The organism is Sphingomonas faeni (assembly GCF_024273235.1).
GTDB lineage: Bacteria > Pseudomonadota > Alphaproteobacteria > Sphingomonadales > Sphingomonadaceae > Sphingomonas > Sphingomonas faeni_A.
Map to the genome: position 1 here is coordinate 85757 of NZ_JANBVH010000002.1, position 14833 is coordinate 100589.

Consider the following 14833-nt stretch of genomic DNA (forward strand, 5'->3'; position numbering starts at 1 on the left):
AGGGGGAGGACACGGAACCGAGGTTACCCTTTCCTCCCCCTCCGTCTGGCAAGGGCCAGCCACCTCCCCCTGGCGGGGGAGGAACAGAGTAAGGGCTGGGCTCGCCGGCTTCGATCGGGCATGGCGTCCCGCGGCAGCACGGGTGGGCGAACGGATGGACGACAGAACAACGATGCCGCGGATCGCGGGGCCCGAGGATCATGTCGTCGTGGTCGGCGGCGGCTTTTCGGGCGCGCTGTTCGCGGTCAACCTGATGCGCCACGAGGGCCCCCGCGTGACGCTGATCGAGCGCCGCGACCGGCAGCTCGCACGCGGTGTCGCCTATAGCGCGGCGCATCCCGATCACCTGCTCAACGTCCGCGCGGGCAACATGAGCGCGCTGCCCGACGATCCCGATCATTTCGTGCGCTGGCTGGAGGCGCACGGCAAGGGCGACCGCAAGACCTTCGTCCCGCGCACCACCTATGGCGCGTATCTGCGCGAACTGCTGGATGCGGCGATCGCGGACTCGGACGGCCGGCTGGCGCATGTCGAGGGCGAGGTCTGCGCGATCGATCCGGTGACCGGCGACGGCGTTACGCTGACGATGGCGGACGGGCGGACGATCGCCGCCGATACCGCCGTGCTCGCGCTCGGCAATCTGCCACCGCACACGCCGCCGGGCCTGAAGCCGGAGGCCTTGCCAGCGGGCGTGTATTGCGCGGACCCGTGGGCGGCCGACCTCGCCGAAGGGTTGGGCGCGGACGACACGGTAGTGCTGGTCGGAACCGGGCTGACCGCGATCGACGCAGCGCTGTTGCTCGATGCGCAAGGGTTCGCAGGCCACATCCTCGCCACCTCGCGCCGCGGATTGTCGCCCCGCCGCCATGTCGACGGCGCGCCTGCGCACCGCGGTGTCTCGGACAAGCCGCAGGGCGGGCTGACCGACCTCGTCCGCCACGTCCGTGCAAGGGCCGCAGTCGAAGGCTGGCGGTGCGCGGTGGACGAGCTTCGCCCGGTCACCCAGATGCTGTGGTCGGCCGCGTCGCAAGACCTGCGCGGCCGTTTCCTCCGTCATCTGCGCCCCTATTGGGACGTCCATCGTCACCGCCTCGCGCCGGCCGTCGCCGACCGCGTCGAGGCGCTTGTCGCGACCGGCCGACTGACCTTCGCCGCGGGCAAGATCGTCTCCGCCGAGGCCGACGGGCGCCACGCAAAGCTGACCTGGCGACCACGCGGCGAAACCGCCACCGTCGTTACACGCGCCGCGCGGATCGTGAACTGCACCGGGCCGCAGGGCGATCTTTTGCGCTCCGAAGAACCGCTCGTGAAGCACCTGCTCGCCGCCGGACTGATCCGACCCGATCCGCTGCGGCTCGGCGTCGACGTCGATGCGCAATCGCGCGCGATCCGCCACGACGGCACGCCCGACGACCGAATCCACTGCATCGGCCCGATGACCCGCGGCGGGCTGTGGGAAGTGGTCGCCGTGCCCGACATCCGCGTCCAGAGCTGGGACCTCGCGCGCCGGCTGTCGAACGCGCAATGGGTCGGCGGCGAAGGGCTTTGAGCACGCTCGGGCGGCTGTTGCGCCGACTTTGACGATACGCCGGGCGTAATTTTCGACAATACTACGCGAAACATACGCGCTGGCCCGGCAATCGATCTCGAATTGCTACGCTCCGCACGCCTAATTGCCAGTCCTCGCGGCCCGCCACTCTTCCGGCAGGGACCGCGCATGGGGATAGCAATGCACAGTCTTCGTTTCGTCGCCGGCCTAGTTCTAACGGGCGGTATCCTGACCGGTCTCGCCACGCCCGCGTTCGCGCAGGATACCGCGCCGTCTTCTCCCGTCACCGTCTCCGGTTCGGTGACGCTCGCGACCGACTACCGCCTGCGCGGCGTGTCGCAGTCGGACAAGGACGGCGCGATCCAGGGCGGGCTGACGATCGCGCACCAGAGCGGCGTGTATGTCGGCGCCTGGGGTTCGAACCTGTCGGGCTGGGGCACGTTCGGCGGCTCGAACATGGAGCTCGATCTGATCGGCGGCTACAAGCACAAGCTCGCCGGCAACGCGACGCTCGACGTCGGCCTGACCTGGTACATGTATCCGGGCGGCGCCTCGAAGACGGATTACGCCGAGCCTTATGTGAAGCTCAGTGGCACGACCGGCCCGGCGACGCTGACCGCCAGCGCCTTTTATGCGCCGAAACAGCAGGCGCTCGGCAAATGGTATCGCACCGGCGCCGATGCCGCAGTGGGCGTCTATACCAATCCCGGCGCCAAGACCGACAATCTCTACCTCACCGGCGACGGCGCGTTCGCGATTGCCGGCACGCCGGTCACCGCCAAGGCGCATATCGGCCATAGCTGGGGCAATGACGGCCTCGGCCCCAACGCGACCAGCGTGACGCCGACCGGCGACTATTGGGATTGGTCGCTGGGTGCGGACACTACGTATAAAACTCTGACCTTCAACGTCAGCTATGTCGACACCGACATCACGCGTCGCAGTGCAGCGTATCTCCAGCCGAGCTTCTCCCGCGGACAGGACGGCACCGGATCGATTGCCGACGGCACGATCGTCGCCTCCCTCACCGCCGCGTTCTGAAAGGACCCGAGCCATGCAGGACCTACTCTGGATAGCGATCATGGTCGGGCTGGTGGCGATGACTCTCGCCTATGTCCGCCTGTGCGACAACGCGTGAGGACGCAGCCATGACCCTCGACCTCTGGCTCGCCGCGATCGTCGCGCTCGGGCTGCTGTTTTATCTCGTGGCGGTGCTGATCCGTCCCGAACGCTTTTAGGAGCGCGCTCCCATGACACTCCAGGGATGGATCCTGATCCTCGGCTTCGTCGGCATATTGCTGGCGTTGACCAAGCCCGTCGGCCTGTGGCTGTTCGCACTGTACGAAGGCCGCCGCACGCCGATCCACGCCGTCCTCGGCCCGGTCGAAACGGGCTTCTACAAGCTCGCCGGGATCGACCCGAAGGCGGAGCAGGGCTGGCGCCGGTACGCGCTGCACATGCTGATGTTCAATGCGGTGCTGATGGCGCTGACCTACGCGGTCCTGCGCCTGCAGGGCGTGCTGCCGGGTAACCCGCAAGGGCTCGCGGGCCTCGCGCCGCATCTTGCGTTCAACACCGCGGTGAGCTTCACCACGAACACCAACTGGCAGAGCTATGGTGGCGAATCCACCATGTCGAACTTTGCCCAAATGTTCGGCCTGACGATCCACAATTTCCTGTCGGCGGCCACCGGTATCGCGCTGGCGTTCGCGCTGTTCCGCGGCTTTGCGCGGCGGTCCAGCGCAACGATCGGCAATTTCTGGGCGGATGCGACGCGAGTCACGCTGTACCTGCTGCTGCCGATCTCGATCGTCTACGCGCTGTTCCTGATCGCCAGCGGCGTGCCGCAGACGCTCGCCGCGACGGTCGACGTCACCACGCTGGAGGGCCTCAAGCAGACGCTCGCGCTCGGCCCGGTGGCGAGCCAGGAGGCGATCAAGATGCTCGGCACCAATGGTGGCGGCTTCTATAACGCGAACTCGGCGCATCCGTTCGAGAACCCGACCGCACTCACCAACCTGATCCAGATGCTGTCGATCTTCGTGATCGGCTTCGGGCTGACCTGGACGTTCGGCAAGGCAGTCGGCAACACGCGCCAGGGCTGGGCGATCCTGTCGGCGATGGTGCTGCTGTTCCTCGCCGGCGTCACCGTGACCTATTGGCAGGAGGCCGCGGGCAATCCGATCCTCCACCAGATCGGTGTCGCGGGCAGCAACATGGAAGGCAAGGAGGTCCGCTTCGGGATCGCCGCGTCCGCACTGTTCTCGGTCGTCACGACGGCGGCATCGTGCGGCGCGGTCAACGCGATGCACGACAGCTTCACCGCGCTTGGCGGCATGATCCCGCTGCTCAACATCCAGCTCGGCGAGGTCGTCATCGGCGGCGTCGGCGCGGGCATCTACGGCTTCCTGCTGTTCGCGATCCTCGCGGTGTTCGTCGCCGGCCTAATGGTCGGCCGCACGCCCGAATATGTCGGCAAGAAGATCGAGGCGCGCGAAGTGAAGCTGGCGGTGCTGGCGATCGCCATCCTGCCGCTCGTGATCCTCGGCTTCACCGCGCTCAGCGCCGTCCTGCCCGCCGGGCTTGCAGGGCCGCTCAACAAGGGGCCGCACGGGTTCACCGAGATCCTCTACGCCTTCACCAGCGGCGTCGGGAATAACGGCTCGGCGTTCGCGGGCCTCACCGCCGCGACGCCCTATTATGACGGTCTGCTGGGTGTCGCGATGTGGCTTGGCCGCTTCTTCATCATCGTGCCGATGCTCGCCATCGCCGGGTCGCTCGCCGCCAAGAAATACACGCCGGAAAGCGCAGGCTCGTTCCCGACGACGGGTGCGCTGTGGGTCGGCCTGCTGATCGGGATCATCCTGATCGTCGGTGGCCTGACCTTCCTGCCGAGCCTCGCGCTCGGTCCCATCGCCGATCATCTCGCGATGATCAGCGGCAAAACCTTCTGACGGGACAAGCCAAAATGGCACGCACCCCTACCAAGTCGCTGTTCACGGCCGACTTGATCATCCCGGCGATCGGCGACGCTTTCCGGAAACTCGATCCCAGGCAGTTGATCCGCAACCCGGTGATGTTCGTCACTGCGGTGGTCGCCACGCTGTTGACGATCCTCGTCAACGTCGGCGGCGACGGGCTGTCGGTCGGCTTCAAAGTGCAGCTGGTGATCTGGCTGTGGCTGACGGTGCTGTTCGGCACCTTCGCCGAAGCGCTCGCCGAGGGCCGCGGCAAGGCGCAGGCCGCGTCGCTGCGCGCGACCAAGGCCGAGTTGACCGCACGTCGCATGAAGGGCGATCAGGTCGAGTCCGTCCCCGCCAGCGCTTTGCGCTCGGGCGACATCGTCCTCGTGACGATGGGCGACCTGATCCCCGCCGACGGCGAGGTCGTCTGGGGCGTAGCCTCGGTCAACGAAGCGGCGATCACCGGCGAGAGCGCGCCCGTGATCCGCGAGGCGGGCGGCGATCGTTCCGCCGTCACCGCGGGCACGCGCGTCATCTCCGACGAGATCCGCGTAAAGATCACCGCCAACCCCGGCGAAGGCTTTCTCGACCGCATGATCGCACTCGTCGAGGGCGCCGAGCGGCAGAAGACGCCGAACGAGATCGCGCTGACGCTGCTGCTCGTCGGCCTGACGATCATCTTCCTGATTGCGGTCGGGACGATCCCCGGTTTCGCGAGCTATGCGGGCGGCCGCGTGCCCGTCGCGATCCTCGCGGCGCTGCTGATCACGCTGATCCCGACGACGATCGCAGCCTTGCTGTCGGCGATCGGTATCGCCGGGATGGACCGTCTGGTGCGGTTCAACGTGCTCGCCAAGTCGGGGCGTGCGGTCGAGGCGGCGGGCGATATCGACGTGCTGCTGCTCGACAAGACCGGCACGATCACGATCGGCGATCGTCAGGCGAGCGAATTCCGCTCGGTCGGTGGCACGCGTGACGAGGAGCTGGCCGAAGCGGCGTTGCTCGCGAGCCTTGCGGATGAGACGCCCGAGGGCCGCTCGATCGTCGTCCTCGCCCGCGACAAGTTCGGCGTAACGACGAGCGTCCTGCCGGACGGTGCTGAGGTCATCCCGTTCACCGCCCAGACGCGCATCTCGGGCGTGAAGGTCAACGGCTCGCTGATCCAGAAGGGCGCGGTCGATTCGATCCTGAAGGCCAATCCGGGGGCAGGGGCAACCGCCGCCGCCACCGAACTGCGCCGGATCACCGACGAGATCGCCCGTGCTGGCGGCACCCCGCTGGCGGTGGCACGCGACGGCCGCTTGCTCGGCGCGATCTTCCTCAAGGACGTCGTCAAGGCGGGCATCCGCGAGCGTTTCGGCGAATTGCGCGCGATGGGCATCCGCACGGTGATGATCACCGGCGACAACCCGCTTACCGCCGCGGCGATCGCGGCCGAGGCAGGCGTCGACGACTTCCTCGCGCAGGCGACGCCGGAGGACAAGCTCGACCTGATCCGCAAGGAACAGCAGGGCGGGCGGCTGGTCGCGATGTGCGGCGACGGCACCAACGACGCACCGGCTTTGGCTCAAGCCGACGTAGGCGTGGCGATGAACACCGGCACGCAGGCCGCGCGCGAGGCGGGCAACATGGTCGACCTCGACAGCGATCCGACCAAGCTGATCGAGATCGTCGGGCTGGGCAAGCAGCTGCTGATGACGCGCGGTGCGCTGACGACCTTCTCGGTGGCGAACGACGTCGCGAAGTATTTCGCGATCATCCCGGCGATGTTCGTCGCGCTGTATCCAGGGCTCGGGGTGCTGAACGTGATGCGGCTTGGGTCGCCCGAAAGTGCGATCCTGTCGGCGATCATCTTCAACGCGATCATCATCCCGATGCTGGTGCCGCTCGCGCTGAAGGGGGTGGCGTACAAGCCGATGGCGGCGGGGCCGCTGCTGGCGCGGAACCTGGCGGTGTATGGGCTGGGTGGGCTGGTCGCGCCGTTCGTGGGGATCAAGCTGATCGACCTTCTGGTCGGCGCGCTGGGACTGGCATGATGACTTCAGCCATCCGGCCGACCCAACCCCCTCCGTCACCCCGGACCTGTTCCGGGGTCCACCGTTCCGCACGCTCATCGACTCTTGCTTACGCGGAACGGTGGATGCCGGAACAAGCCCGGCATGACGGAAGTGGGTGGAACGCCGCCACCCAACCCCAACCCGTCACCCCAGCGAAAGCTGGGGTCTCCCTCCTCGAAGTGCGCCGTACGCGGCACGATACCCCAGCGTTCGCTGGGTGACGGCAGAAGGAAGCATCCAATGACCTCCGATTTCACCTCCGCCCTTCGCCCCGCGTTCGTCATGACGATCCTGTTCGCGCTGCTGCTCGGGATCGTCTATCCCCTGGCCATGACCGGGATCGGACAGGCCATCTTCCCCGCGCAAGCGAACGGCAGCCTCGTCATGGCCAATGGCAAGGCGATCGGCTCGACCGTCGTCGGCCAGGCCTTCACCGCCGATCGCTATTTCCAGACGCGACCCTCAGCGGCCGGCAAGGGCTATGACGGCCTCGCCTCGTCGGGATCGAACCTCGGGCCGACCAGCCAGGCGCTCGTCGATCGTACCAAGGCCGATGTCGCCAAGCGCCGCGCGGAAGGCGTGACGGGGCCGCTCCCGTCCGATCTCGCCACTGCCTCGGGTTCGGGTCTCGACCCCGATTTGTCGCCCGCCTCGGCCTACGCACAGGTCGCCCGCGTCGCGCGCACTCGCGGCCTGTCCGCCGACACGGTCCGCGGTCTGGTGACGGCCAACGTCGACGGCCCGCTGTTCGGCATCCTTGGCGAACCGCGCGTCAACGTCCTCGCGCTCAACCGCGCCCTCGATGCAACCGGACAACCCGCGACGGGCGCACGTTGAACGACGACGGACGACCATCCCCCGAGGCCCTTCTGCGACAGGCGTCGCAGGAGGGTCGCGGCCGTCTGAAGATCTTCCTCGGCGCCGCCCCGGGTGTCGGCAAAACCTACGAGATGCTCTCCGAAGGCGCCGAACGCCGCCGCGCAGGCGTCGATATCGTCATCGGCGTGGTCGAGACGCACGGCCGCGTCGAGACCGAAGCGCTCACGCGGGGCCACGAGATCGTCCCGCGCAAAGCGATCCCCTACGAAGGCCGCACGCTCGACGAGATGGACCTCGACGCGATTCTCGAACGCGCGCCGACGCTCGTCCTGGTCGACGAACTCGCCCACACCAACGCGCCCGGCAGCCGCCACCCCAAACGCTATCAGGACGTCGAGGAACTGCTCGCCGCGGGCATCGACGTCTATTCGACGATCAACATCCAGCACATCGAGAGCCTCAACGACGTCGTCGCCTCCTTCACCCGCGTCCGCGTCCGCGAGACCGTCCCCGACAGCATCGTCGAGGCCGCCGAGATCGAAGTCGTCGACATTCCCCCCGACGAACTGATCGAGCGGCTGAAGGCGGGGAAAGTGTACCTCCCCCAAGAGGCGACCCGAGCCCTCTCGCATTTCTTCTCCAAGTCGAACCTGTCGGCCCTGCGCGAACTCGCGCTGCGCCGCGCCGCGCAAGCGGTCGACGCGCAGATGCTCGAACACGTCCGCGCATTGGGCGTCGGCGGCACCTGGGCAGGTGGCGAGCGGATCGTCGTCGCGATCAGCGAATTGCCCGGCGCGTTGGGCCTCGTCCGCGCGACCAAGCGGATCGCCGACGCGATGCACGCGCCGTGGACCGCGGTGTATATCGAGACGCCGCGCGCGCAGACCTTTGGCGAGCCCGAGCACCGCCAGCTCGCCGCCGTCTTCAACCTCGCGACCCAGCTTGGCGGCGACGTCGCCACTGTCCCCGCGACGTCCGTGGTCGACGGCCTGAAGACCTTCACCACCGAGGCCCGCGCGACGCAGCTCGTGGTCGGCAAGTCGGCTCGCTCGCGCTGGTTCGAACTGCGCCACGGCTCTGTCGTGGACCGGATCGTCCGCGAGACGCCGGGGATCGCGGTCCATGTCCTGCCGATGGAGGCGGGTACCGCGGCGCCGACCGGCAGAAAGCGCACCGGCGATTGGGGCAACAAGGCGGGCTATGCCTGGACGACGGCGATGGTCGCGGGCGTCACCGGCGTCGCGAGCGCGCTGTTCCACATCCTCAACCTCGGCAACGTCGCGCTGCTGTACCTGCTGCCGGTGATGGCCGCGGCAAGCCTGTTCGGCCTGCGCACCGGACTGTTCGCCGGGATCGCCTCGTCGATCGCGTACAACTTCTTCTTCCTGCCGCCGACCGGCACGCTGACGATCAACAATCCCGAGAACGTGATCTCGATCCTCGTCCTGCTCGGCATCGCCTTCGTGACGAGCCAGCTCACGTCTCGGGTTCGTGCGCAGGCCGATATCGCCGCCGCCAGCGCCCGCACCAACGCCGCGCTCGCCGGCTTCCTGCGCCAATTGACCTCGCTCAACGAGCCCGTCGCGCTGGCCCGCGCGATCTGCGAGGAAATCGGCCGGTTGTTCGGCGTGCGTGCGGTGATCCTCGTCGCGGAGGACCCCGGCCTTGCGGTGCAGGCGGCGAACGGCGCGGACTACCGGCTCGAGACGATGGAGATGGCGGCCGCGCAATGGGCCTATGATACGGGCACGCCGGCAGGTCGGGGGTCGGGCACGCTGGCGGCGTCGGAATGGTTTTTTCAGCCCTTGCGGTCGGGCGAGCGGACACTGGCGGTGCTCGGGCTCGCGCGTGAGGCAGGGGGGGATCCGGTGCGATCGGACCAGTTGCCGCTGCTGATGAGCCTGGTCGACCAGGCGTCGCTGGTGCTCGAGCGCGCGCGGCTCGAGGTCGAGATGCGCGATGTTGATGCGGTGCGCGAGCGCGATCGGCTGCGGGCGGCTTTGCTGTCGTCTGTCAGCCACGACCTGCGTACGCCGCTGACCTCGGTGATGGCGGCTGCGGCGGAGCTGCACCGCGGCGTCACACCCGAACTGATCGCGACGATAGAGAGCGAGGCGGCGCGGCTCAACCGGTTCGTCGGCAATCTGCTCGACATGGCGCGGGTCGAGGCGGGGGCGCTGCGGTTGCGACTCGAACCGACCGACCTCACCGACGCGGTGGCGGGCGCGGTGCACGATACGAAGCGCGTGCTCGAAGGTCATGCGATCGAACTCGACGTCGCGCCGAACCTGCCGCTGGTACGCGTCGATCCGCAACTGCTTCACCATTGCCTGCTCAACCTGCTCGACAATGCGGGGCGCTATGCCGATCCGGGCACGCCGATCGTGGTGCGTGCGGAGCATCGCTTCGGGATGCTCAGGCTGTCGGTGATCGACCAGGGGCCTGGCCTGCCGCCGGGTCGCGAGAAGGAGGTGTTCGAGACGTTCCGCCGCCTCGAAGGGTCCGACCGTGCGATCGGTGGGACGGGACTCGGACTTGCGATCGTCAAGGCGTTCGCCGAAGCGATGGGGATGAGCGTCGAAGCCAGCAATCGCGAAGACCTGACGGGCGCGCAGTTCAGCCTGTGCTTCCCCGTAGCGCTGCTGGTCCGCGAGACCGATGGAGCGAATCTATGAGCGTGCAGACGGTCCTGATCGTCGACGACGAACTGCACATCCGGCGGCTGTTGAAGAACACGCTGGAGCGCGCGGGGTACGGTGTCGAGGCGGCGGTCGACGCGCGCGAGGCTTTGCGGATCGCGGCGAGCCGGCCGTTGACTGCGGTGCTGCTCGACCTGGGGTTGCCGGACCGTGATGGGCTGGAACTGGTACCGCTGCTGAAGAAGCTCGGCGATCCGATTATTCTGGTCGTGTCCGCGCGGGAGGCGACCGACCAGAAGGTGGCGGCGCTCGATCTCGGCGCCGAGGATTATGTGACCAAGCCGTTCGATACCGAGGAACTGCTCGCACGGTTGCGGGTCGCGTTGCGGGGGCGCGGCGAGGCGACCTCGCGGCCGACGGTGTTGCGCGCGCACGGGGTGGAGATCGATTTAGAGCACCGGCTCGTCCGGCGGGGGAACGAGGAGGCGCATCTGACGCGGAAAGAGTTCGACGTGCTGTCGGCGCTGGCGGCGCATCCGGGACGGGTCGTGACGCACCAGCGGATATTGGAAGCGGCGTGGCCGACCGATCACGACCGCCGGATCGAATATCTCCGCATCGTGGTGCGGAATTTGCGGCAGAAGCTGGAGGGTACGGGGGGCGTTGGCACGGTGATCGCGAACGAACTCGGGATCGGATATCGGTTGCTGGTCGACGCCTGAGTGGAGAAGACAGTTTGTTTCCCCGCGAAGGCGGGGACCCAGTCTGGGCTCCCGCCTTCGCGGGAGAACAAGGAAGCGGGCGGTCCGCTCGTTATCCTGCGCTACCAGCCGTCACGCTACCCAACCCAACCGTCACCCCAACCCCCTGCAGTCACCCCAGCCCAGATCCGTCACCCCAGCGAAAGCTGGGGTCTCCCCGCAACAGATCGCCCCTGCCGCGCGAGGTCCCGGCTTTCGCCGGGATGACGGGGTTGCGCACTACGCGAACACTATGGCTCCCCCGCAAAATCGATCTCGAACGCTTATGGGGCAAGCGATAGTTCAAGCGTCGCATGACCGAGCCCCGCCGCCTCCGCACCGACCTCAGCCTCCGCGCGAGCGGCGTCCTGGCGCTAACGATCGCCGCCACTGCGATCCACACGCTCGTCCGCCTCCACCCACAACCCGGCGCACTCGCGTTCCTGCTCGCCACGATCGGCTTCCTCTGCGCAAGTGCCGGCGCGATGCTAGTTGTCGTCGGCCACCACATCCACGACCGTGTCCAGGTGAGCGCTCGCTGGCGACGCGTGGCGCGCTAGGGCGCGCCGGGGGCGGGACCTGTCGACGCGCGCGCCCGATGTCCTTATGCTACCGCATTGCAGCATGATGACGAGGGAGCGCTCTGCATGATCGGTCGACGCGAAGTAATGACTGCGCTGGGTCTGTTGGGTGTCCTCCCGCAGGCCGCCGCGGCAATGCGTGCAGCGCCCGGAAAGATGGGCGGAAAGGCGGAGCCGTTCTCGTGGGACGCGCTCCAGCAGCGCGCCGCGACGCTGGCGACCAAGCCGTACCAGGCCCCCGCCAAGGTCGCCGCCGCCGCCGCGATCGATTACGACAAGGTCGGCAGCATCCGCTTCCGCGCGGATAAGACGCTCGCCGGCGGCATCCGCCTGTTTCCGCTCGGTCGCTATGCGCCGATGCCGGTCGCGATCAACGTCGTCGAGGGCGGGCAGGCGCACCGCATCGACTTCTCGCGCGATCTGTTCGAGGCCGAAGAGGGCCATGCCGCCGCGCTGGGCATCGCCGGCTTCCGTGCCATGGCGCCGGGCGGGACCAGCGACTGGATGGCGTTCCAGGGCGCGTCCTATTTCCGCACCGCCGGCTCGCAGGACCAATACGGCCTGTCCGCGCGCGGGCTCGCGATCAACACCGGGCTGCCGGGCCGCGAGGAGTTTCCCGACTTCACCGAATTCTGGATCGAGCGCACCGGCAACGATGCGTACACGATCTACGCGCTGATGGACGGTGCCAGCGTCACCGGCGCGTACCGCTTCCAGTCGCGGCATGTCGCGGGCGCGGGCGTCGAGCAGCAGGTTTCGTCCGTCCTTCATTTGCGGCGCGATGTCGAACGGCTCGGCGTTGCGCCTGCGACCAGCATGTTCTGGTACGGCGAAGGCAATCGCGCCGCCGCGGTCGACTGGCGCCCCGAGATCCACGATTCGGACGGCCTCGCGCTGCTGACCGGCGCGGGCGAGCGCATCTGGCGGCCGCTCAACAACCCGCCGCACGATACGCTGGACAGTTTTGCGGATCAGGCGCCGAAGGGCTTCGGCCTGATCCAGCGCGACCGCAATTTCGATCACTATCAAGACGATGGCGCATTCTACGATCGTCGGCCCAACCTGTGGGTCCAGCCGCAGGGCGATTGGGGCAAGGGCGCGGTGATGCTCTACGCGTTCCCGACCAACAGCGAGACGGTGGATAACGTCGTCTCGTTCTGGACGCCGGCCGCGCCTGCAAAGGCAGGGCAGCGGTTGCAGTTCGATTATACGCTGTCGTGGAAATCGACCGATCCGACCGCGGTCGCGAGCGCGGCGCATGTCGTCGATTGCTGGCAGGGCGTGGCTGGCCGACCGGGCGCCGAGCCGGTGAAGGGCGCGCGAAAGCTCGTGGTCGATTTCATCGGCGACGGTCTTGCCGGGCTCGACCGGCAGAGCGGCGTGACCGCCAAGATCGACGTCGTCCGCGGCAAAGTGCTCGCCAACGCGGCGTATCCGGTCGTCGGCCAGAAAAACCGCTGGCGCGTGACCGCCGACGTCGCGCCCGATGCGCAGGGCCCGGCCGACGTCAGGTTGTTCCTCACGCGCGGCGGTCGCGCGCTCAGCGAAACCGTGCTGACGCCGATCTTCTGATGCCCGACCTTCCCGCCATGATGCCGGGCGAGTCGCCGATCGAGATGCTCCCGCAGCGTTTCGACGGGCCGCCGCCGCCCTGGTCCGCGCCCGAGCCGGGGCCGGGCATGGTCGTTTCGAACGACGATATGCTCGCGCGCCGGATCATCCTCATCCTGATGACCGGGCTGCTCGCCACCGCGGCATCGTCCGCGGTGCAGGAATCGCTGCTCGCCGACGGGCTGAGCCTGTGGGACGCGGTGTTGTTGGCGTTGTTCTTCCCGCTGTTCGCATGGATCGCGTTCGGTTTCATGAACGCGGCGATCGGCTTCGTGCTGCTGATGACGGGCGGCCATCCGGGCTTCGTGCCGACACCGCGCCAATCCGAACCGCTCGAAGGTCGAACCGCGATCCTGATGCCGGTTCATAACGAAGACATCGACGCAGTATTCGAACGGATCGCCTGGATGGCGCGCGCGATCGCGGCTGGCGGTGTCGCTGACCGGTTCGATATCTTCATCCTGAGCGACTCGGGCGAAGCGGCGGAGGCGGCCGAGGTGGCCGCGTGGCAAAGGCTCGCCCCGACGCTCGACTGCGCGCTCTATTATCGGCGCCGGACCGTGAACGTCGGCCGCAAGCCGGGCAACGTGGCCGAGTGGATCCGGCGGTTCGGCGGCGGCTATCGCTACATGCTGATGCTCGACGCGGACAGCCTGATGGGCGGCAACACGATCATCGGCATGGCGCAGGTGCTCGAACGCCGCCCCGCGGTCGCGCTGCTCCAGACCGTGCCCGCGGTGATCAATGGCGTGACGTTCTTCCAGCGCTGGATGCAGTTCGCCAGCCGCCTGTACGGCCCGATCTCGACCGCGGGACTCGTCTGGTGGTCGGGCTCGGAGGCGACCTTCTGGGGCCACAACGCGATGATCCGCATCGAGGCTTTTGCGAGCAGTTGCGGTTTGCCGGATCTGCCCGGCCGCGCGCCGTTCGGCGGCGTCATCATGAGCCATGACATGGTCGAGGCGGCGCTGCTGCGGCGGCGCGGCTGGCGGGTGCACATGTTGATGACCGAGGAGACGTTCGAGGAATATCCGCCGACGCTGATCGACGCGGCGGTGCGCGATCGGCGCTGGGCGCAGGGGAATATCCAGCATCTGAGCCTGCTGACCTCGTCGGGGTTCCACTGGGTCAGCCGGCTGCAATTGCTGATGGGTGCGTCGGCGTTCATCACCTCGCCGGTGTGGCTGCTGATGATCGCGACGAGCGTTGTGCAGGCGCTGATCGGCGAGCGCAACATCGTCGAGGCGCAGACCTCGCTACAGGTGCTGTTCGTAACACTGATGCTGCTCTTCGGCCCAAAGCTGCTGAGCGTGATCTGGGCGATTTCGAACGCGGAGCGGCGCGCGGGGTTTGGCGGGCGGCGGGGGATCGTGCGGTCGGTGCTGGTCGACGTGCCGTTCTCGATGCTGTCCGCGCCGGTGATCGCGTTGACGCAGATGATGGACCTCGCCGGGATATTAATGGGGCGCAAGTCCGGCTGGGCGCCGCAGAACCGCGACGCGCATGAGTTGTCGCTGGCGGACGTGATGCCGCGCTATCGCTGGCATGTCGGGGTGGGCGTCGCGCTGTTGCTGGTCACGCCGTTCGCGCCGATCACCGCGGCGTGGCTTGCGCCGGTGACGCTGGGGCTGTTGCTCAGTCCGTTCCTGACGATGCTGACGGCGAGCGAAAAGGCGGGGGAGTGGGCGGAGTCGCATGGGATGTTCGTCGAGCCGGGCGAGCATGTGTCGGTGCTGTCGCGACCGTCTTTGCCGGCGACGCAAGCCTAACGCCGACTTCTTCCCCCCCTCCCTGAAAGGGAGGGGCCGGGGGTGGGTCGGCTTCCGCATATCATTCGGCGGTATCGGCACAAGCCGGCCGACCCACCCCCAACC

General features: G+C 67.8%; 11 protein-coding genes. All 11 read left to right on the forward strand.

The window, feature by feature from the left end; translation table 11 throughout:
* Positions 1 to 154: 154 nt before the first annotated feature.
* The gene (locus NLI89_RS01345) at positions 155 to 1549 is read left to right on the forward strand and encodes an FAD/NAD(P)-binding protein (RefSeq protein WP_254685355.1); all 1395 of its coding nucleotides are present in this window, start codon (positions 155 to 157) and stop codon (positions 1547 to 1549) included.
* A 180-nt stretch (positions 1550 to 1729) separates the two neighbouring features.
* Positions 1730 to 2590: a TorF family putative porin gene (locus tag NLI89_RS01350; protein ID WP_254685356.1), complete on the forward strand. Its 861-nt coding sequence runs from the start codon at positions 1730 to 1732 to the stop codon at positions 2588 to 2590.
* Positions 2591 to 2697: 107 nt separating this feature from the next.
* Positions 2698 to 2787, forward strand: a complete 90-nt coding sequence (gene kdpF, locus NLI89_RS01355) for a K(+)-transporting ATPase subunit F (RefSeq protein WP_055875324.1) — start codon at positions 2698 to 2700, stop codon at positions 2785 to 2787.
* 12 nt (positions 2788 to 2799) lie between these two features.
* Entirely contained in the window at positions 2800 to 4503 is a 1704-nt protein-coding gene (kdpA, locus tag NLI89_RS01360) for a potassium-transporting ATPase subunit KdpA (protein ID WP_254685357.1), read from the forward strand.
* Positions 4504 to 4517: 14 nt separating this feature from the next.
* Positions 4518 to 6548, forward strand: coding sequence for a potassium-transporting ATPase subunit KdpB (kdpB, locus tag NLI89_RS01365; protein ID WP_254685358.1), 2031 nt, complete (start codon positions 4518 to 4520; stop codon positions 6546 to 6548).
* Positions 6549 to 6809: 261 nt separating this feature from the next.
* Positions 6810 to 7406, forward strand: coding sequence for a potassium-transporting ATPase subunit KdpC (gene kdpC, locus NLI89_RS01370; RefSeq protein ID WP_254685359.1), 597 nt, complete (start codon positions 6810 to 6812; stop codon positions 7404 to 7406).
* Entirely contained in the window at positions 7403 to 10063 is a 2661-nt protein-coding gene (locus NLI89_RS01375) for a sensor histidine kinase (protein WP_254685360.1), read from the forward strand. The genes kdpC and NLI89_RS01375 overlap by 4 nt, the downstream gene beginning before the upstream one ends.
* On the forward strand, positions 10060 to 10749 hold the full coding sequence (locus tag NLI89_RS01380; protein WP_254685361.1) for a response regulator transcription factor: 690 nt from the start codon (positions 10060 to 10062) through the stop codon (positions 10747 to 10749). Before NLI89_RS01375 ends, NLI89_RS01380 begins: the two co-directional genes overlap by 4 nt.
* Positions 10750 to 11081: 332 nt before the next feature.
* Positions 11082 to 11327 carry a hypothetical protein gene (locus NLI89_RS01385; protein WP_254685362.1) on the forward strand — a complete coding sequence of 82 codons (246 nt, stop codon included), beginning with the start codon at positions 11082 to 11084 and terminating at the stop codon, positions 11325 to 11327.
* An 87-nt stretch (positions 11328 to 11414) separates the two neighbouring features.
* Positions 11415 to 12920, forward strand: coding sequence for a glucan biosynthesis protein (locus NLI89_RS01390; RefSeq protein WP_254685363.1), 1506 nt, complete (start codon positions 11415 to 11417; stop codon positions 12918 to 12920).
* Positions 12920 to 14728: a glucans biosynthesis glucosyltransferase MdoH gene (gene mdoH, locus NLI89_RS01395; protein ID WP_254685364.1), complete on the forward strand. Its 1809-nt coding sequence runs from the start codon at positions 12920 to 12922 to the stop codon at positions 14726 to 14728. Before NLI89_RS01390 ends, mdoH begins: the two co-directional genes overlap by 1 nt.
* The last annotated feature ends 105 nt before the right edge of the window (positions 14729 to 14833 follow it).